The sequence below is a fragment of the Butyricicoccus sp. Marseille-Q5471 genome, from assembly GCF_951230135.1.
Classification (GTDB): Bacteria; Bacillota; Clostridia; order Oscillospirales; family Butyricicoccaceae; genus Agathobaculum.
In genome coordinates this window covers 97,186-114,241 of record NZ_CATNVC010000001.1, presented here as the reverse complement: position 1 = coordinate 114,241, position 17,056 = coordinate 97,186, and the positions used below count along the sequence as shown (strand labels likewise).

The following is a 17,056-nucleotide window of genomic DNA, read 5'->3' as shown; positions in this document are numbered from 1 at the left end:
AGAGACAATGTTTCAAAAGGTATTAATCGCAAACCGCGGCGAAATCGCGGTGCGCGTGATTCAGGCCTGCCGCGATATGGGCATCGTTTCGGTCGCTGTTTATTCTGAGGCAGACCGCGAAGCGCTGCACGCGCAGATTGCGGATGAGGCGGTGTGTATCGGTCCCGCCCGCGCAGCGGACAGCTATCTGAACATGAACAATATCATATCGGCTGCCGTCGCATCGGGCTGTCAGGCGATTCATCCGGGCTTCGGCTTTCTGTCGGAGAATCCGGACTTTGCCGAGTTGACGACCGAAGCCGGACTTGCCTTCATCGGACCGACTGCGCAGACAATCCGTCTGATGGGCGATAAGGCCGAAGCCAAGCGCAATGCCATTGCGGCAGGCGTACCTGTGGCACTGGGCACGGACGGCGCGGTCGCGGACTTTGCTGAAGCGGAACGAGAGGCAGAACGCATCGGCTATCCCGTTATGCTCAAGGCGGCATCGGGCGGCGGCGGCAAGGGCATTCGCGTGGCGCAGGATGCGTCTGAGCTGAAAACGGCGTATGACAACGCCTCCTCCGAGGCGCAGGCCAACTTCGGTGACGGCCGCATTTACATGGAGCGCTACATTCACAATCCGCGCCACATCGAGGTGCAGATTCTGGGTGACAGCTACGGCAACATTGTGCACCTGTTCGAGCGTGAGTGCTCGGTACAGCGCCGCCACCAGAAGCTGATAGAGGAAGCGCCCTCCGCCTTTGTAGACGAAGACCTGCGCGCCCGCATGTGCAGCGCGGCGGTTGATTTGGCAAAGCGCGTCGGCTATCGGAACGCGGGTACGATTGAGTTCTTGGTCGATTCCGATCGGAATTTCTACTTCTGCGAGATGAACACCCGCATTCAGGTCGAGCATCCGGTCACCGAGCAGGTCACCGGCGTTGATTTGGTGTGCGAGCAGATTAAGGTCGCGGCGGGTGAGCCGCTGGCTTTTACGCAGGACGATCTTCTGCTGCGCGGCCATGCAATCGAATGCCGCATCAATGCGGAAGACCCCTCGCGGGAGTTCGCGCCCTGTCCGGGCACCCTGGTTTCAATGCATCTGCCGGGCGGTCCAGGTGTGCGCATGGATACGGCCGCCTATCAGGGATACAAAATCCCACCCTTTTACGATTCGATGATCGGCAAGCTGATTGCATACGGCGCTGACCGTGCACAGGCCATTGCCCGTATGCGCCGTGCACTGGCTGAGACTCTGTTTGAGGGTGTCATCACGGGAACGGACTATCAAATGCATATATTGCGCTCGGAGGCTTTTGAACACGCGGATTTCCACGTCAATTCCATTGCCAACGGCGATTTTGACCGCTAAGAAAGGAGGATACGCATGGGACTGATTGACCTGTTCCAAAAGACGCGCGAGACTTCGATGGAAATGAAGCCGCAGGAGGATGCGGGCGTGAAGGTCGTGACCTGCAAGGGCTGCGGCGCTGAGCTGAAAGCCTACGCCTACGGCAAAAACCTGTACGTCTGCCCGCATTGCGGCCGCTACGGTCGCTTGCTTGCGCGTACGCGCATCCGACAAATTGCGGATAAGGATACGTTTCAGGCACTGAACGAATCGCTGGCTCCGGCAGACCCGATTGACTTTCCGGGTTATGCGGACAAGGCGGCACAGCTTTCGGAAAAACTCGGTATGCCCGATGCGGTATTGACCGGCGTGTGTAAAATCGGCGGTACGGAAGCTTGTATCGGTGTTATGGACAGTCATTTTATGATGGCTTCGATGGGGAGCGTTGTCGGTGAAAAGCTGACCCGCCTGTTTGAATATGCGACCGAAAAGGCACTTCCCGTGGTGCTGTTTACCTGTTCGGGCGGCGCACGCATGCAGGAGGGCATGTTCTCTCTGCTGCAGATGGCCAAGGTCTCCGCGGCAGCGCGGCGGCATTCGGATGCGGGACTGCTGTATATCACGGTGCTGACCGACCCCACAACGGGCGGCGTAACCGCGTCCTTCGCCATGCTGGGTGATATTATCCTTGCCGAGCCGCGCACGACAATCGGCTTTGCAGGCCGACGCGTGATTGAAGGCACCATCGGCGAAACCCTGCCGGATGATTTTCAGTCATCGGAGTTCTTGCTATCGCATGGATTCTGTGATAAAATAGTTCCGCGCAATCAGCTGAAAAGTACGCTGGAAAAGCTGCTGAAAATGCATCGCCAGCCCAAACCGAAGAAAAGGCAGGTGCGAAGGGCATGATGAGCAAACCGGCTTCTGAAAAAATGCGCATCATCCACGACCCCAAGCGTCCGGTGATTGATGATTACATCACCGAGCTGTTCGATGATTTCATTGAGCTGCACGGCGACCGGGAGTTTGCAGAGGATCATGCGATCTGCGCGGGCGTAGGCTTGTTCTGCGGCACGCCGGTTACGGTAATCGGACACCGCAAGGGCAAAACAACCGAGGAAAATCTGGCTGCTAATTTCGGCATGGCGCACCCTGAAGGCTACCGCAAGGCGCTTCGGCTGGCGCATCAGGCTGAAAAATTCGGCCGTCCGGTGTTCTGCTTTGTCGATACACCGGGCGCGTTCTGCGGCGTTGGCGCAGAGGAACGCGGACAGGGCGAGGCGATTGCCCGCTGCCTGTATGAGTTTATTGAGCTTCGTACGCCGGTGATTTCGATTGTCACAGGCGAAGGCGGTTCGGGCGGCGCATTGGCACTTGCAGTGGCCGACCGCGTGCTTATGCTCGAAAACGCACTGTATTCAGTCATTTCGCCGCGCGGCTGTGCGTCCATCCTGTGGAAAGACCCGACTCGCGAGGCTGAGGCCGCCGACACTCTGCGCATCACGGCGGAGGATTTGCGGGAGTTTGGCATGATTGAGGGCATCGTGCCCGAGGGCGTGACCAATGCGCAGATGATGCGTAACATTAAGCGTGCGCTGTCCGACACGTTGGCTGAGCTTAATGCTGAGCCGGATATGGACACGATGCTAAAAAAACGGTATGAAAAATTCCGTAAAATCGGAGTTTTCAGAGATAATCAAGAATTTGAAGGAGTGTAAGACCCATGTTTGAAAAGATTTGCGAGCTGTTGGCCGATAAGTTTGACGCTGACGCTTCCACCATGACCATGGAAACCAAGATTAAAGAGGACCTGAACGCCGACTCGCTCGACGTGGTTGAACTGATGATGGATCTGGAGGAGAACTTCGGCATCACCATTTCCGATGAAGAAGCAACCAAGATGAGCACCATCGGTGACATCGTGAGCTACATCGAGGCGAATCAGTAAGAACCCAAAAAACGCTGTATGCAGTTGCATACAGCGTTTTTCTTTAGAGATTTAATGGGCCGCGCTTATTCCTCGGCAAGTGCCTTGTAATAATCGCGCAGTCGGCCAACCTGCTCGTTTAAAAACAGCACGGCTTCACTGCGGAGCGCTTCGTTTGTATATAATCCTTTGCCGGAAAAGTCAATGGCACGGCGAATCAGGGTGGTCACATCACTGGGTGCTTGTACCCCGGCTTCCGACCGGGCGCGTATCAGACAGGCGCGCGCGGCAAGTGCATATAATTCATCCGACACCTCATCCGGAAAGGCGGTTTCATCGCAGGGGACAGCAGCGAAATCCCCCGCGCGGTAGGCAGCCTTGGCATCAAGCAGGATGCGAAAGGCGTCCTCGGACGCGCCATCGCCCGCAATCAGCTGCTCGGTTGGCAGATCAAGCACGCGCGCCAGATAACTGAGTGTCCTGACAGACGGCATCGCCGCGCCGCTTTCAATCTGGCTGAGCATGTTGCGTGTGATGAAGTCGCCCACGACCTCGGCCTGCGTCATTCTTTTTGCCAGACGCGCTTCTTTCAGTTTTCTGCCAAGCTCGGATGCAGTCATATCACTCGTTCCTTTCGCGTAAGTATAATTTACTTCATTGTACCAAACCTCGTGCAAAATAACAAGACAAAAGGAATATAAATATTTCCTATAGTATGATTGACAAGCGGTATGCCAGATATTATAATGAAAATGTAAATATAATTTACATGACAAAAAACGACAGTTGAGGAGGGACAGCAATGACGGAATGGTGGAACGCACTGGACAACGTGCTGCGCGTGCTGTACTGCATCGCAATCCCGTCGACACTGATACTGCTGATTCAGACCGTACTTTCGGTCGCAGGCGGCATGGCGGACGGGGGAACAGCCGTCAATCCGAGTGATACCTCGGGTCTTGATTTGGATATACAGACCGATACCGACACCGATCTCAGCGAATTGAGCGATGCCGATTTTGACGATTTATCCCGTCACGACGGCAGCGGCGTACATGATGGTTCGGTGCTGCGGTTGCTGACGCTGCAGGGCGTGGTTGCGTTTTTGACCGTCTTCGGATGGTCTTCGATCGTCGCCATCAGCACAGGCTCGAATGAAACGGTGAGCATGCTCATCGGTCTGGTGCTTGGCCTGATTGCGATGTTCTTAGTGGCCAAATTGGTGCAGGCTTCGCAGAAGCTGGCCGAAAACGGCACGCTGAATGTCAGGAACGCGATTGGGGAGTGCGGCAGGGTCTATTTGCCCATCCCGCCCGCGGGGGCGGGCGAGGGCAAGGTGATGCTGCAGGTGCAGGGACAACTCAACGAGTTTTCGGCCATCACAATGAGCAGCGAACCGCTGTCCACCGGCGCGGTCGTCCGCGTCACTGACCTGCGGGGTGAACTGCTGGTCGTAGAAAAAGAGTAGTGGGACGCACGCCGTCCGCTGCAATAAAAGGTAAAAATAAAACATGTGGAGGAAAAGACTATGCCATTACAAATGCTCATCACCGTCTGTATCATCGTGGTGGTGCTGTTCGCAGCACTGCTGGCCATTCTTTCGCGGTACCGAAAGTGCCCGTCCGATAAGATTCTGGTCATTTACGGCAAGGTCGGCTCGGACAAATCCGGGCAGGCGCGTTCGGCCAAATGTATTCACGGCGGCGCGGCGTTCATCGTGCCGGTCATCCAGTCGTTTCAGTACCTGGATTTGACCCCTATCTCCATCAGCGCCGACCTGAAGAACGCGCTGTCTAAGCAGAATATCCGCATCGACGTGCCCAGCCGCTTCACGGTCGGTATTTCGACCGAACCGGGCATCATGCAAAATGCTGCGGAGCGTCTGCTCGGCCTTAAGCTCAACGAGATTCAGGAGCTTGCCAAGGATATTATCTTCGGTCAGCTCCGTTTGGTCGTTGCAACGATGGACATCGAAGAGATTAACACCGACCGTGATAAGTTCCTCTCTGCTGTTGCAAGCAATGTGGAAATTGAGCTGAAAAAGATTGGTTTGCGCCTCATCAACGTCAACGTGACCGACATTAACGATGAGTCCGGCTACATTGACGCACTCGGCAAGGAAGCGGCTGCCAAGGCAATCAACGACGCGAAGAAGTCGGTTGCGGAAAAGAATCGTGACGGTGAAATCGGTCAGGCCAACGCGCACCGTGATCAGCGTGTGCAGGTTGCTGCGGCAGACGCCACTGCAATCGACGGCGAAAACAACGCGAAAATCGAAGTGGCACAGTCCGAGGCAAACCGCCGTGAGAAGGAAGCGGAAGCGCTTCGTTTGGCGACAGCGGCAGAGGCTGTTCAGGCGGCAAAGGCCAAGCAGGAAGCCTACATAGCGCAGCAGGAGGCGGAAACCACCCGCGCGCAGTTGGAAAAGGCAACGCAGGAAGCGGATATTATCGTTAAGGCACAAATCTCAAAGGAACAAGCGGAGATTCAGGCTGAAGCCGAGGCAGAGGTCATGCGCCGCAGAGCGCGCGGCGAGGCAGATGCAATTTTTGCGAAGATGGAAGCCGAAGCACGCGGCGCGAAGGAGATTTTGGAGCGTCAGGCAGAGGGTATCCGCGCGCTTGTCGCAGCGGCAGGGGATGACCCGCAGGCCGCAGTACAGCTGATGATTGCCGACAAGCTGGAAGAGCTGGTCAAGATTCAGGTCGATGCGGTCAAAAACCTCAAAATCGACAAGGTCACGGTTTGGGATTCCGGCGCAGGCAATGCAGACGGCAAATCTTCAACCGCCAATTTCCTGTCGGGTATGATGGCATCCATCCCGCCGCTGCATGAGATTTTCAAGCAGGCCGGTCTGGATATGCCGAGCTATCTGGGCACCGAGTCTAAGCCGGACATGATTGCTGCGGCAACAGATGCACCCGCAGACGCAGAACAGGACTAAATAAAAAGAAGAGACGGTGCAAACCGTCTCTTCTTTTTATTTTAATTTCCGAGATACTGAAAACGCGGCACGGATTTTCCGTCAACCTCGATCAGCTCATGCCACATCGACGCGGGACGTGCCCAGACACCACGCTCGCCATACAGCGCGCGGTAGATTACCATATCCTCCAGCGTTTCCGAGTGCTTGGCAAGGCCGATAACCTCGTACTCTCCGCCTTTATAGTGACGGTATTTTCCGAAACAAATGGTGAACATCGCTTATCCCTTGACAGCCACCAGTTCAACCTCCACCTTGGCGCCGAGCGGCAGCGCGGCGACCTGCACGCAGGAGCGTGCGGGTGCGGCTTCGGGGAAATACTGCGCATAGACAGCGTTGAATGCTGCAAAATCGTTCATATCGGCCAGGAAGCAGGTGGACTTGACAACACGGTCAAATCCGATACCCGCCTGTGCGAGCACCATCTTGAGGTTCTGCATGACCTGCTCGGTCTGCTCTTCAATGGTTTCAGCAACAATTTTGCCGGCATTGGGGTTAATCGGAACCTGACCTGAGGTAAATACAAAGCCGTTAGCCTCAATCGCCTGCGAGTAGGGGCCTACTGCGGCCGGTGCCAGATCAGAATGCAGTACATTTTTCAGTGCCATGATGCATCAAATCTCCTTAAATCGTATATAAAATTACTTTTTACCCTTGATCTTCTTCATGCGATCGTTATTGGAAAGAATCTTTTTGCGGATACGCACGCTCTCGGGTGTGATTTCGAGCAGTTCATCATCACCCAGGAATTCGAGTGCTTCTTCGATCGACATGATGTGCGGCGGAATCAGGCGAAGTGAGTCGTCCGAGCCGGATGCACGCATGTTGGTCAACTGCTTTTTCTTGCAGATGTTGACGGCGATGTCTTCGCTCTTCGGGGTGCAGCCGATAACCATGCCTTCGTATACAGGCGTGCCTGCGCCGATGAACAGCGTGCCGCGTTCCTGTGCGTTGAACAGACCGTAACCTACGGCCTCGCCGCTTTCAAATGCAATCATCGAACCCTGGCTGCGCTTCTGAATCTCGCCCTTATACGGCTGGTAGCTGTGGAAAACCGAGCTCAGCACGCCTTCGCCCTTGGTATCGGTCAGGAACTCGGTGCGGTAGCCGAACAGGCCGCGTGCCGGAATCAGGAATTCAACGCGCATACGGTCGCCCTTCGGGCTCATGGAAACCAGCTCGCCCTTACGGGAGCCCATCTTTTCCATGACAGAGCCGACCGAATCAAGCGGTACGTCAGCAATCATACGCTCGATCGGCTCGTTTGTTACGCCGTCCACCTCGTGCATCAGCGCCTTGGGCGCGCCAACCTGGAACTCATAGCCTTCGCGGCGCAGGTTCTCAATCAGGATGGACAAATGCATTTCACCGCGACCGGAAACGCGGAAGGAATCGGTCGTATCCGTTTCGGAAACGCGCAGCGAAACATCCTTGAGCAGCTCGCGGAACAGACGCTCACGCAGGTGACGCGAGGTGACAAACTTGCCCTCACGGCCGGCAAAGGGGGAGTCGTTAACCGAGAAATACATCTCGACCGTCGGCTCGGAAATCTTGACGAAGGGCAGCGGCTGCACATTTGCAGGATCACACACGGTTTCACCGATGGTGATGTTTTCCACACCGGAGAAGCAGACGATATCGCCCGCCTTGGCCGAATCAACGTTTGCGCGGCCGAGGCCGTCGATCGTCATCAGTGTGACGAGCTTGCTGTTATAGGGCTTCATGTGGCCGTGGTAGTCGCAGATGGTAACCTGCTGGCCGACCTTCATTTCACCGCGCTCGATACGGCCGATGCCGATACGGCCGACATACTCGTTGTAGTCGATCGAGGAAACGAGCATCTGCATCGGGCCTTCGGTGTCAACCGAGGGAGACGGGATGTGGTCGAGAATCTGCTCAAAAAGCGGAATCAAATCCTGACCGGGCACGTTGGGTGACATCGAAGCCGTGCCGTCGCGGCCGGAGCAGTAAACGATTGGGCTGTCAAGCTGCTCGTTGGTTGCGTCAAGGTTGAGCAGCAGCTCGAGCACTTCGTCGCCGATTTCGTTCAGGCGTGCGTCGGGACGGTCAATCTTATTGATGGCAATGATAATCTTATGGCCGAATTCCAGAGCCTTCTGGAGGACAAAGCGCGTCTGCGGCATCGGACCCTCCGCAGCGTCAACCAACAGGACGACACCGTCAACCATCTTGAGGATACGCTCTACCTCGCCGGAAAAGTCGGCGTGACCCGGCGTATCAACGATGTTGATTTTCACATCTTTGTAGTGTACCGAGGTGTTCTTGGCCAAAATGGTGATGCCGCGCTCGCGCTCGATATCGTTGGAGTCCATGACGCGCTCCTCGACGACCTGATTCTCGCGGAACGTGCCCGCCTGCTTGAGCATCTGGTCCACCAACGTGGTCTTGCCATGGTCAACGTGCGCGATAATCGCGATGTTGCGCAAATCTTTTCTTGTCATATCTATTTATACCTCCAGAATCGGTAATTTTCGTGCGTATACTATTATACTTCGTTTGACGCGTATTTTCTAGCTGTCTGGCCGTCAAAATTCACGCTATACATGCGCTTAAAACTGTAAAAAAGAGCGGAAAAGGGACAAATATGTCCGTGCAAGGCAGTGCCGGCGGGCACGGTCTTTCAATGAGGCGCATAGTATGGCAGAAAGGAGATGAACTAACGACATGTATCGTCATTATAACAATATGAACCGAAATTCATACCGTTCGACGGGAAATGCGCAGCAGAAAATGTCCGCATCGGCCGTACCGGCTGCCGTGCAGTCGGCTCGACCTGCCTCTGCCGATCACGGCCCGGAGCCCTACGTGCTGAATATAGAAGTCGCAACGCTGCGAAATCCGAACTACCGCACCGCCATTTGGACAGGAGAAAATCTGCAGGCAACGCTAATGAGCATTCCGGCAGGTGAGTCTATTGGTCTGGAGCTGCATGCGGATCATGATCAGTTTTTGCGCATTGAAGCCGGGCAGGGACTGACACAGATGGGGCCGACGCAGGAGCACCTGATGTATGAGCAGGTTGTGCACAACGGCGACGCAATTTTCGTACCGGCAGGCATGTGGCACAATGTGACCAATACAGGCCACACACCGCTGAAGCTGTATTCAATTTATGCACCGGCACAGCATCCGTGGGGTACGGTGCACCATACCAAAGCCGAAGCGGAAGCAGCGGAGCAAAAATAGGGAATTGGGTTGACGGATATAAGTACCGTCAACCCAATTCTTTTTAGAACCGGGTCTTCCAAATTTTTTTTCAATTTTCAAAGAAAAGTGTTGACTTTTTCTCTGACGCTGGGTATAATAACACTTGTCAGTTCAAGAGCAAGACACAAAAACTGAACAAATAGCCGAATTGTGTAAAGGTAGCACGACAGACTCTGACTCTGTTTGTGAGGGTTCGAATCCTTCTTCGGCTGCCAACGAGAAAAGTCCTGAAACCTAGCTGCGATGCGGGTTTGAGGACTTTTTTCTTTTGCTCTCGGCGCTTGCGTCACAGTGCCCCTTCGATAGAAAAAATTACGCTTCATTTCGGCGGTGCCTTTGGACAAACTATGTCATGAGGTGATTTTATGAATGAAGTGCATCTTTGCTTGTCCGACCTTCTCGATCAGGATTTGACAGCGTTCGAGTATTTTCAAACGCTTGCACCGTCCGTTCAGACCGAACTGCAAAACAGTGAAATCGCCACGTTTGAAGAGCTTCAGGTTTGTGCAAACCAGATCAAATCAAAAAAGAAGAGGTGAATCGGATGCCGAAAGACAGTCAGCCGGATAATAAGCAGGCACGTATGAAGAAATGCAACGGTCAAACGCCAATCACACGCGAAAATCAAAATCAGCACGCAAACGCAAAAAAACATTCCATTAAGGGAAACGATGTGTAATTAGTCGTCGGTTTGTATCGATTATGATAGTTTGCCCGTGTTTGTGGCATACTAGGCAAGAGGTGATATAATGTACTCTCTCGGCGGTGTACCGACCAGTTTTTGCGCGTATCTTGGTCAAAATATCAAAGCAATTGAGTTTTACCAGGGTTGTACAAGCGAGCAAAAGCAGGCCATTTTAAATCAGGCACAGTCCATTCAGCTGGAGGATCAGATGAAGGCCTTTGTGGACAATCTTCCCAGCGCGGCACTTTAAGGCAACATCGTACAAAAACGGCATAGTCGGTTTTCTGCCGACTATGCCGTTTTTCATATTCAAAGTGGAGGCTGTTCAGTAGACCAGATTGTCCGGGTCGAGCCCTGACCATCCGCAGTCCAGCGTGTCCAGCAGGGTCATATCTGCCTCATCCAGTACAAAATCAAAAATCTGTGCATTTTCTGCAATGCGGGACGGTGTGACGCTCTTGGGGAGCGGAATGACACCATGCTGCACGGCCCAGCGCAGACAAAGCTGTGCGACGGATTTGCCGTATTTTTCAGTCAGGCGGTGCATCTCTTCCAGCTTGAATACACGGCCCGAGCCGAGCGGGCTCCAACCCTCCACCGCCATACCGTGGGCCCGGCAAAATGCGAGTGTTTCCTGCTGCGCCATGCCCGGATGAAATTCGATTTGATCTACCATAGGGGCGATGGTGCTGTTTTGCAGGATGTTTTCGATGTGATGCGGGCGGAAGTTGGAAAGTCCGATCGCGCGTACCTTACCGGCGCGGTACAGCTCCTCAAACGCGCGCCAAGTCTCGGCATTGCGCTCCTGCCAGTTGTCGAAATACTTACGGTCATGCGGCCAGTGAATGAGATACAGGTCAACATAGTCGGTCTGCAGCGCAGCGAGGGATTTGTCGCAGGCGGACAGCGTCTGCTGATAGCCTTGATCCGGATTCCACAGCTTTGTGGTCAGAAAAATATCGCTGCGCGGCACGCCTGACTGTTTGATGCCCTGTCCGACGGCGGCTTCGTTCCCGTAGGCGGTCGCGGTATCAATATGGCGATAACCTGCGGCAATCGCATTGACCACGGATGCTGTGGTTTCTGCCGGCGGGGTTTTCCATGTGCCGAAGCCGACGCAGGGAATCGCCGTGCCTGATGCAAGCGGGATCCGGTCTTGAATATGGTTCATGCAAAATGCTCCTTAAAACTACTTTAATATGAAAAATTATAACACAAAAGAATCCGCCGGGCAATGCTGCAAAAAGACCGCGCCACGTTTGCATGGTGCGGTCTTTGGAGAGCGGTTTAACCGTGGTGCCGTATCATGCCGAGCGCCTTGGACAGCTCCATAATGACCAGAGGCACAAGTGCCAGGCCAATCGCCTGCAGATACTGAACTGCAGGCAGCGAGATGAGTCCGAACGCTGTTGCGGCGGGAGTAAACACGACCAGTAGCATCAGGCCGAGCGAGATTGCTGTTGCAATATTGAGCTTGGAGTTGGTGAAGAAGCCTATTTTGAAGAGCGAGCGGGTGGAGCGCATGTTGAATGCCTGCAAAATCTGAGAGAAGGCGAGTACGATGAAGGCCATTGTCTGACCTCCTGCAAGCTGTCCGGTGGCCGTGCGGCCGAGATGGAAGCCGATTAGTGTCAGAATAGCGAACATGCAGCCTTGCAGCACGACACGCACGCCCAGACCGTGCGCAAAGATGCCCTCGTTCTTCGGCTTCGGCTGCTGATCCATGATGCCGTCTTCGACCGCTTCCATGCCCAGTGCGATGGCGGGCAGGCTGTCAGTCACAAGGTTAATCCATAACAGTTGCATGGACAGCAGCGGTGTCAGCCGCCAGAAAATCATTGCAAAGAATACGGCTAATACCTCGCCGATGTTAGTGCCCAGTAGGAATCCGACCACTTTTTTGATATTTTCATAAATACCGCGACCCTCGCGCACGGCCTCAACGATGGTGGCAAAGTTATCATCGGTCAGCGTCATGTCGGCGGCGCCCTTGGCAACGTCGGTACCTGTAATGCCCATCGCGCAGCCGATGTCGGCGGCCTTGAGCGCGGGCGCGTCGTTTACGCCGTCGCCGGTCATTGAAACGACCTGCCCCTTGCTCTGCCATGCCTTGACGATACGGATTTTATCCTCAGGGGACACACGGGCATAGACCGAAATATGGTCAACGCGCGCGTCAAGCTCGGCTTCGCTTATGGCGGAAAGCTGCTGTCCGGTGACTGCCTGATCGCCCTCGCGCAGGATGCCCAAATCGCGTGCAATCGCCGATGCGGTCACGACATGGTCGCCGGTAATCATCACCGGGCGGATGCCGGCGCGGCGGCAAACGGTAACGGCTTCCCGCGCTTCCGGGCGGGGCGGGTCAATCATGCCAACCAGACCAAGCAGGGTCAGGCCGCTTTCAAGTGCTTCCATGTCGAGCACGGCGGGCACTTCATCAATTTCCTTGCACGCCAGTGCGAGCACGCGGAGCGCTTGCCCGCTCATCTCGTCGTTGATGCGGGATGCAGCCTCCAAATCGCCCTTGACGCAGCGGTCGGCAATGCCGTCAAACGCGCCCTTGACGATGACGATGTTGTGCCCGTCAACCTTGTTAATGGTGGTCATGCGCTTGCGGTCGGAGTCAAACGGCAGCTCGGCAAGACGGGGGAAACGCGCGTTCAGTTGGTCCTTTGGCATGCCGTTGCGATGCGCCGCCAGCACAATGGAGGTTTCGGTCGGGTCGCCGATGTGCTGCTCCTGTGCTCCGTCAAAAATGACCGAGCCGTCGCAGCAAAGGGTGCCGTACGCAAGCAGATGGCGCACTTCGGGCGAGTTTTGGTCGGTGATGTCCTCGATTACTGCGTTTGCGCTGACATAGGCGCGAACCAGGGTCATGCGGTTCTGGGTCAGTGTGCCGGTCTTATCCGAGCAAATGACGGACGCACTGCCCAGTGTTTCAACCGCGGGCAGTCGGCGGATGATTGCGTTGCGCTTGACCATGCGCTGCACACCAATCGAGAGCACAATTGTCACAATGGCAGGCAGACCTTCGGGGATGGCGGAGACGGCAAGTGAAACCGAGGTCATGAAAATTTCCATCACGGGCATGCCGTCAAGCAGGCCGACAACAAAAATGATGCCGCAGGCAATCAATGCGACAATGCCGAGATATTGACCCAGCTTTGCCAGCTTTTGCTGAAGGGGAGTCTGCGTTTCCTGCTCATTATTGAGCAAACCGGCGATTCGTCCCATTTCGGTGTTCATACCGGTTGAAGTGACGAGCGCCGTGCCGTGGCCGTAGGTAATCGAGCAGCCGGAAAAGACCATGTTGAGCCGGTCGCCAAGCGGTGCGTTCTCCGGCACGTCGGCTGCCGCATCCTTTTCGGCGGGCACGGATTCACCGGTCAGCGCAGCTTCCTCGGCTTTGAGTGAGGAGGAACGGAGCAGTCTCGCGTCCGCGGGCACAAAATCGCCCGCCTCCAGTACGATGATATCGCCCGGTACGAGCGCGGCCGCGTCAATGATTTCCTCTTTGCCGTTTCGCAGCACGCGTGCATGGGGTGCGGACAGCCCCTGCAATGCCTCAAGCGCTTTTTCCGCCTTGCTTTCCTGCAAAACGCCCATGATGGCGTTGATGACAACAATCAGCAGAATGAGAACCGGCTCGAAAAAGTCGTGCCCTCCGCCACTCGTCAGTGCCACGATGAACGAAACCACGGCGGCGGCAATCAGAATCAGAATCATTACATCCTTGAACTGGTCAAGAAAGCGCTGCGCATTGCTCTTCTTTTTCTTTTCGCGCAGTTTGTTTTCACCGAATTTGGCACGCGCTTCGTCAACCTGCTGGGTGGACAGACCCTTGGCGGGGTCAAGCGCATAAAAACGTAAAAGCTCGTCCGGCGGTGTGTGGTGTGGTGTCATCAAAACGACCTCCTGTTTGATTTGGTATCAATAAGCGTAACATAGTTTGGCGTGTGCCGCACGGGACAAAAGTGCGAATCGTCCGAAACTTGCACACTTCATGGCAAATGCCGATTTTTAGGACACTTTGGATATTCTGTCCAAAAGAGGATACGCACAAAGCGGCTTGTGAAACGGCGAATGGCTTGCTATAATGAAGACAAGGCAAAGGGGGTGGACGGTTTGCCCGACTCCAGCATTACAAAAAAAGCCCTTGCGCAGGCGCTGAAGGACTTAATGCGGCAGAGGCCATTTGAAAAAATCAGCGTGGGCGATATCTGCGCCCGCTGTGAAATGAATCGCAAGAGCTTTTACTATCATTTTAAGGATAAATACGATCTGGTAGAATGGATTTTCTATTCGGAATTTATTTTGTGTTTGGATCAGTCTCATTCGGAGGATGGATGGGATTTGCTGACCCAAATCTGCAAGTATTTTTACGATGAACGCGTGTTCTACGGCAAATTGCTCCGATTGACAGGCCAAAATTCCTTCCGGCAGTATTTTCGGGACTATCTTTGCAGTGTTGTCGCGCCGTTTCTGCTCTCCGCCACGCAGGGCGCGTTCGCGGCAAGCGAAGAATCCGGGTTTTGCGTGACCTTTTTTAGTGATGCAATGCTGGTCTCCATCATGCGGTGGCTGACAGAAGGAGCGCATATGCCGCCGGAACAGTACGTAGGACAGCTGAAAAGCGTGTTTAGACATTTGTCAGCTTACGCTGATAGTCTTTCCGATCTCGAACCGCCTATGCAAGGCGATTGACCAAAGTGCGTTATCCCCTGTGCCGCGTTGCTGCCGCACGGGGGATTTTATTTTTGAAAATAGCGGGCGAGCAGTTCGGACAGCGGCGCATCGAAAACCGAGTAGGCGGCAGCAGTTTCGTGCCCGTCGCAGTATTCGGTGACTGTGCCGTCCGGCAGCACACCCATAAAGCAGGCGTCTCCTGAAATACAGCGATCGGCATAGTGGTTGTCGGTATAAAAATCAACAAAAAAAGTAGGGTACTGCGGTGACAAGCGGGAGCGGAGTGTGTAGCCGCAGACCTGCTCGGCGAGGTTGGGGGGGCAGTCGTGCCGCGCCACACAGACCGTTGCCATTCCCATATCAGGCGCGATTTCAGCGGCCCAGCTGCCAGAGGTGATTTCGCGCACCTCCTCCGGAGTGGAATAGGCACGATAAAGCGCATAAAGACAGCCTGCGTTTCGCAAGCACTGTGCGTCGCTTCTCCAGTGCGTGCGGTCGGTCGAGAGTCCGAGAATAAGGTTGTCGGGGACGGAAGACGCGGGTAGCTGCTCCATTTCGCCGCGCTGCTCCGGCAGCAGCAGGAAAAAGACGCAGTCGGGCGCGCGGTTGACAAGTTCCAGCGCGATGCTCAGCGCGGCAGCGCTTTCATCCGGCACGAGAAAATAGGAGTAAATGCCCAGATCGACCGCCTGATGCACAAGGGCTTCGTACTGTTCACTGTTCATGGCGCACGCACTGCCGTCTAAGTGCAGTGTGAGCGACCACGGAATATTGTGCCCCTTTTCCGCTTCCAGTGTGCGAATGCGGGCAGCGCCGACAGTCAGGCTGTTCCACCCGAGACCGAGCGCGCAGGTTTTGAGCCGGCTGTGTGAGACATCGCGTACGGCGTTCTGTGCCAAATTGTAATAGGGGCAATCTTCCCGTTTCAGTAGCCTGCGAAACAGGTTGATGAAATTCTTCTGGTACGGCCCGTTGGCCAGTTCACTGCCGAAATCGACCAGTCGGCGCAGGCTGCGGTGCGGATCGTCTTGCAGGCCGCGCAGTCCCTGCTCTATGACGGATTGCGCCATCATGCGGGTCAAAATTTCACGTTTCAAATGGACAGCCTCCCCTGAATAGCCTTGTATGCTTTTATCATACGGTATTTTGCGCGTCGGGAAAATGGTCAAATAGGAAAAGATGTCCCAAAAACAGGTCGTTGCAATCAAATGAGATTGATAAACATGGCATGAAATGATAAAATGAGAGCGGAAAATCCGGGAATTTCGGGAGGATGAATATGAAGCTATATACATATCAAACATCGGCGCAGTCACCGGATGAAATCGGTGTAGGCTACACGGAGCAGCCGGGCAAAATTTGGCCGCTTTCGTGCTGGGGGATGGCGTTTGCCGATATGAACGCACTGATTCGAAGTGCGTCACCAGAGCAGCTTGCCGCGCTGCGCGTGCCGCCGGAAGGGAAAGAGCCCCTGCGCCTTGATGCGCTTGTGCCGCGTGCGCCCATTCCGTTCCCGCTGCAGGATGTGCTGTGCCTCGGCATCAATTACTATGATCACCTGACGGAGGCCGGGCGCTTTGACCGAGCGGCGTTTGGCGACCGCCCGCGCACAATTTACTTTTCCAAGCGGGTGAGCGAAGCCAATTGGAACGGCGGCGTGATTCCGGCCTATGAAACCCTGGTTGACAGTCTGGATTATGAATGTGAGCTTGGCGTGGTCATCGGTCGGGACGCGTGGCAGGTCAGGGCAGAGGATGCCTTTGATTATGTATTTGGCTATACCATTCTCAATGATGTATCCGCGCGCAATTTGCAGACCGGCCATAAACAGTGGTATTTCGGCAAAAGTCTGGATGGACACACGCCGATGGGGCCGTGCATCCTGACGGCGGATGAGGTCGCCTCGCCGCCTGCGCTCGGTATCCGCTGCCGGGTCAACGGCGAAACGCGGCAGGACAGCAACACCGAATATTTGATGACAGGCATCGCGGAAATCATTGCCGAGCTGACACAGGGTATGACGCTAAAGGCGGGCACAATCATCGCAACCGGAACGCCCGCGGGGGTGGGCATGGGCATGCAGCCGCCGTGCTTTTTGAAAAATGGCGATGTGGTCGAGTGCGAGATTGACGGCATCGGCATACTGACAAATGTCATTGGATGAAGCCAAAACGGCTGAGCATGCTCAGCTCTTTATATAAGCATGGGAAAAAG

At 54.9% G+C, this 17,056-nt stretch carries 19 protein-coding genes and 1 tRNA gene; 13 read left to right on the top strand and 7 right to left on the bottom strand.

The window, feature by feature from the left end; all coding sequences use genetic code 11:
* Positions 1-7: 7 nt before the first annotated feature.
* From accC to acpP, 4 genes are read left to right on the top strand one after another with little or no spacing between them, the layout of a single operon-like run.
* On the top strand, positions 8-1,354 hold the full coding sequence (gene accC / locus QOX26_RS00580; protein ID WP_283672944.1) for an acetyl-CoA carboxylase biotin carboxylase subunit: 1,347 nt from the start codon (positions 8-10) through the stop codon (positions 1,352-1,354).
* A gap of 15 nt (positions 1,355-1,369) precedes the next feature.
* Positions 1,370-2,242: an acetyl-CoA carboxylase, carboxyltransferase subunit beta gene (gene accD, locus QOX26_RS00575; RefSeq protein WP_283672943.1), complete on the top strand. Its 873-nt coding sequence runs from the start codon at positions 1,370-1,372 to the stop codon at positions 2,240-2,242.
* Complete coding sequence (locus tag QOX26_RS00570; RefSeq protein ID WP_283672942.1) at positions 2,239-3,051, top strand: acetyl-CoA carboxylase carboxyltransferase subunit alpha; 813 nt, start codon at positions 2,239-2,241, stop codon at positions 3,049-3,051. The genes accD and QOX26_RS00570 overlap by 4 nt, the downstream gene beginning before the upstream one ends.
* Positions 3,052-3,056: 5 nt before the next feature.
* Complete coding sequence (gene acpP, locus QOX26_RS00565) at positions 3,057-3,281, top strand: acyl carrier protein (RefSeq protein WP_283672941.1); 225 nt, start codon at positions 3,057-3,059, stop codon at positions 3,279-3,281.
* Between the two features lie 65 nt (positions 3,282-3,346).
* Here the strand turns inward: acpP and QOX26_RS00560 are convergent, their stop codons facing one another.
* The gene (locus tag QOX26_RS00560; RefSeq protein ID WP_283672940.1) at positions 3,347-3,880 is read right to left on the bottom strand and encodes a helix-turn-helix domain-containing protein; all 534 of its coding nucleotides are present in this window, start codon (positions 3,878-3,880) and stop codon (positions 3,347-3,349) included.
* Positions 3,881-4,062: 182 nt separating this feature from the next.
* Here QOX26_RS00560 and QOX26_RS00555 point away from each other — a divergent pair, with 182 nt between their 5' ends.
* Together QOX26_RS00555 and QOX26_RS00550 are read left to right on the top strand one after the other, a co-directional pair.
* Complete coding sequence (locus tag QOX26_RS00555) at positions 4,063-4,728, top strand: NfeD family protein (RefSeq protein ID WP_283672939.1); 666 nt, start codon at positions 4,063-4,065, stop codon at positions 4,726-4,728.
* Between the two features lie 60 nt (positions 4,729-4,788).
* Positions 4,789-6,204: a flotillin family protein gene (locus QOX26_RS00550; RefSeq protein WP_283672938.1), complete on the top strand. Its 1,416-nt coding sequence runs from the start codon at positions 4,789-4,791 to the stop codon at positions 6,202-6,204.
* 41 nt (positions 6,205-6,245) lie between these two features.
* Here the strand turns inward: QOX26_RS00550 and QOX26_RS00545 are convergent, their stop codons facing one another.
* The 3 genes from QOX26_RS00545 to typA are packed head-to-tail and all read right to left on the bottom strand — an operon-like array spanning position 6,246 to position 8,705.
* A complete protein-coding gene (locus QOX26_RS00545) occupies positions 6,246-6,461 on the bottom strand; it encodes a DUF1653 domain-containing protein (RefSeq protein ID WP_283672937.1) in 216 nt (71 codons plus the stop codon).
* Between the two features lie 3 nt (positions 6,462-6,464).
* Positions 6,465-6,851 (bottom strand): RidA family protein, encoded by a 387-nt coding sequence (locus QOX26_RS00540; RefSeq protein ID WP_283672936.1) that lies wholly within the window; start codon positions 6,849-6,851, stop codon positions 6,465-6,467.
* A gap of 33 nt (positions 6,852-6,884) precedes the next feature.
* The gene (typA, locus tag QOX26_RS00535; protein ID WP_283672935.1) at positions 6,885-8,705 is read right to left on the bottom strand and encodes a translational GTPase TypA; all 1,821 of its coding nucleotides are present in this window, start codon (positions 8,703-8,705) and stop codon (positions 6,885-6,887) included.
* Positions 8,706-8,949: 244 nt separating this feature from the next.
* On the opposite strand from typA, the gene QOX26_RS00530 reads away from it, so the two are divergent.
* The 5 genes from QOX26_RS00530 (at position 8,950) to QOX26_RS00510 (ending at position 10,406) form a co-directional block, all read left to right on the top strand.
* Positions 8,950-9,450: a cupin domain-containing protein gene (locus QOX26_RS00530; protein WP_283672934.1), complete on the top strand. Its 501-nt coding sequence runs from the start codon at positions 8,950-8,952 to the stop codon at positions 9,448-9,450.
* Between the two features lie 162 nt (positions 9,451-9,612).
* Positions 9,613-9,686 (top strand) — tRNA-Gln (locus QOX26_RS00525).
* A 150-nt stretch (positions 9,687-9,836) separates the two neighbouring features.
* Positions 9,837-10,010 carry a hypothetical protein gene (locus tag QOX26_RS00520; RefSeq protein ID WP_283672933.1) on the top strand — a complete coding sequence of 58 codons (174 nt, stop codon included), beginning with the start codon at positions 9,837-9,839 and terminating at the stop codon, positions 10,008-10,010.
* A 5-nt stretch (positions 10,011-10,015) separates the two neighbouring features.
* Positions 10,016-10,150: a hypothetical protein gene (locus QOX26_RS00515; RefSeq protein ID WP_283672932.1), complete on the top strand. Its 135-nt coding sequence runs from the start codon at positions 10,016-10,018 to the stop codon at positions 10,148-10,150.
* Positions 10,151-10,220: 70 nt separating this feature from the next.
* Positions 10,221-10,406, top strand: a complete 186-nt coding sequence (locus tag QOX26_RS00510; protein WP_283672931.1) for a hypothetical protein — start codon at positions 10,221-10,223, stop codon at positions 10,404-10,406.
* Positions 10,407-10,481: 75 nt separating this feature from the next.
* Here the strand turns inward: QOX26_RS00510 and QOX26_RS00505 are convergent, their stop codons facing one another.
* Both QOX26_RS00505 and QOX26_RS00500 read right to left on the bottom strand, forming a co-directional pair.
* On the bottom strand, positions 10,482-11,327 hold the full coding sequence (locus QOX26_RS00505) for an aldo/keto reductase (protein ID WP_283672930.1): 846 nt from the start codon (positions 11,325-11,327) through the stop codon (positions 10,482-10,484).
* A 116-nt stretch (positions 11,328-11,443) separates the two neighbouring features.
* Entirely contained in the window at positions 11,444-14,059 is a 2,616-nt protein-coding gene (locus tag QOX26_RS00500; RefSeq protein WP_283672929.1) for a cation-translocating P-type ATPase, read from the bottom strand.
* 180 nt (positions 14,060-14,239) lie between these two features.
* Between QOX26_RS00500 and QOX26_RS00495 the strand changes: the two genes are divergently transcribed.
* Complete coding sequence (locus QOX26_RS00495; RefSeq protein WP_283672928.1) at positions 14,240-14,860, top strand: TetR/AcrR family transcriptional regulator C-terminal domain-containing protein; 621 nt, start codon at positions 14,240-14,242, stop codon at positions 14,858-14,860.
* A 47-nt stretch (positions 14,861-14,907) separates the two neighbouring features.
* On the opposite strand, the gene QOX26_RS00490 is transcribed toward QOX26_RS00495, so the two are convergent.
* Positions 14,908-15,939 carry a hypothetical protein gene (locus QOX26_RS00490; RefSeq protein ID WP_283672927.1) on the bottom strand — a complete coding sequence of 344 codons (1,032 nt, stop codon included), beginning with the start codon at positions 15,937-15,939 and terminating at the stop codon, positions 14,908-14,910.
* Between the two features lie 182 nt (positions 15,940-16,121).
* Between QOX26_RS00490 and QOX26_RS00485 the strand changes: the two genes are divergently transcribed.
* Positions 16,122-17,006 (top strand): fumarylacetoacetate hydrolase family protein, encoded by an 885-nt coding sequence (locus tag QOX26_RS00485; RefSeq protein ID WP_283672926.1) that lies wholly within the window; start codon positions 16,122-16,124, stop codon positions 17,004-17,006.
* Positions 17,007-17,056: the final 50 nt, after the last annotated feature.

Bases quoted from the DNA above. Each gene is read 5' to 3' on its own strand.
- QOX26_RS00530 (WP_283672934.1), top strand. From the start codon at position 8,950: ATGAACCGAAATTCATACCGTTCGACGGGAAATGCGCAGCAGAAAATG.
- QOX26_RS00510 (WP_283672931.1), top strand. From the start codon at position 10,221: ATGTACTCTCTCGGCGGTGTACCGACCAGTTTTTGCGCGTATCTTGGT.
- QOX26_RS00485 (WP_283672926.1), top strand. From the start codon at position 16,122: ATGAAGCTATATACATATCAAACATCGGCGCAGTCACCGGATGAAATC.
- QOX26_RS00495 (WP_283672928.1), top strand. From the start codon at position 14,240: ATGGCTTGCTATAATGAAGACAAGGCAAAGGGGGTGGACGGTTTGCCC.
- acpP (WP_283672941.1), top strand. From the start codon at position 3,057: ATGTTTGAAAAGATTTGCGAGCTGTTGGCCGATAAGTTTGACGCTGAC.
- QOX26_RS00515 (WP_283672932.1), top strand. From the start codon at position 10,016: ATGCCGAAAGACAGTCAGCCGGATAATAAGCAGGCACGTATGAAGAAA.
- QOX26_RS00505 (WP_283672930.1), bottom strand. From the start codon at position 11,327: ATGAACCATATTCAAGACCGGATCCCGCTTGCATCAGGCACGGCGATT.
- QOX26_RS00555 (WP_283672939.1), top strand. From the start codon at position 4,063: ATGACGGAATGGTGGAACGCACTGGACAACGTGCTGCGCGTGCTGTAC.
- QOX26_RS00545 (WP_283672937.1), bottom strand. From the start codon at position 6,461: ATGTTCACCATTTGTTTCGGAAAATACCGTCACTATAAAGGCGGAGAG.
- QOX26_RS00520 (WP_283672933.1), top strand. From the start codon at position 9,837: ATGAATGAAGTGCATCTTTGCTTGTCCGACCTTCTCGATCAGGATTTG.
- QOX26_RS00550 (WP_283672938.1), top strand. From the start codon at position 4,789: ATGCCATTACAAATGCTCATCACCGTCTGTATCATCGTGGTGGTGCTG.
- accD (WP_283672943.1), top strand. From the start codon at position 1,370: ATGGGACTGATTGACCTGTTCCAAAAGACGCGCGAGACTTCGATGGAA.
- QOX26_RS00560 (WP_283672940.1), bottom strand. From the start codon at position 3,880: ATGACTGCATCCGAGCTTGGCAGAAAACTGAAAGAAGCGCGTCTGGCA.
- QOX26_RS00500 (WP_283672929.1), bottom strand. From the start codon at position 14,059: ATGACACCACACCACACACCGCCGGACGAGCTTTTACGTTTTTATGCG.
- QOX26_RS00570 (WP_283672942.1), top strand. From the start codon at position 2,239: ATGATGAGCAAACCGGCTTCTGAAAAAATGCGCATCATCCACGACCCC.
- typA (WP_283672935.1), bottom strand. From the start codon at position 8,705: ATGACAAGAAAAGATTTGCGCAACATCGCGATTATCGCGCACGTTGAC.
- accC (WP_283672944.1), top strand. From the start codon at position 8: ATGTTTCAAAAGGTATTAATCGCAAACCGCGGCGAAATCGCGGTGCGC.
- QOX26_RS00540 (WP_283672936.1), bottom strand. From the start codon at position 6,851: ATGGCACTGAAAAATGTACTGCATTCTGATCTGGCACCGGCCGCAGTA.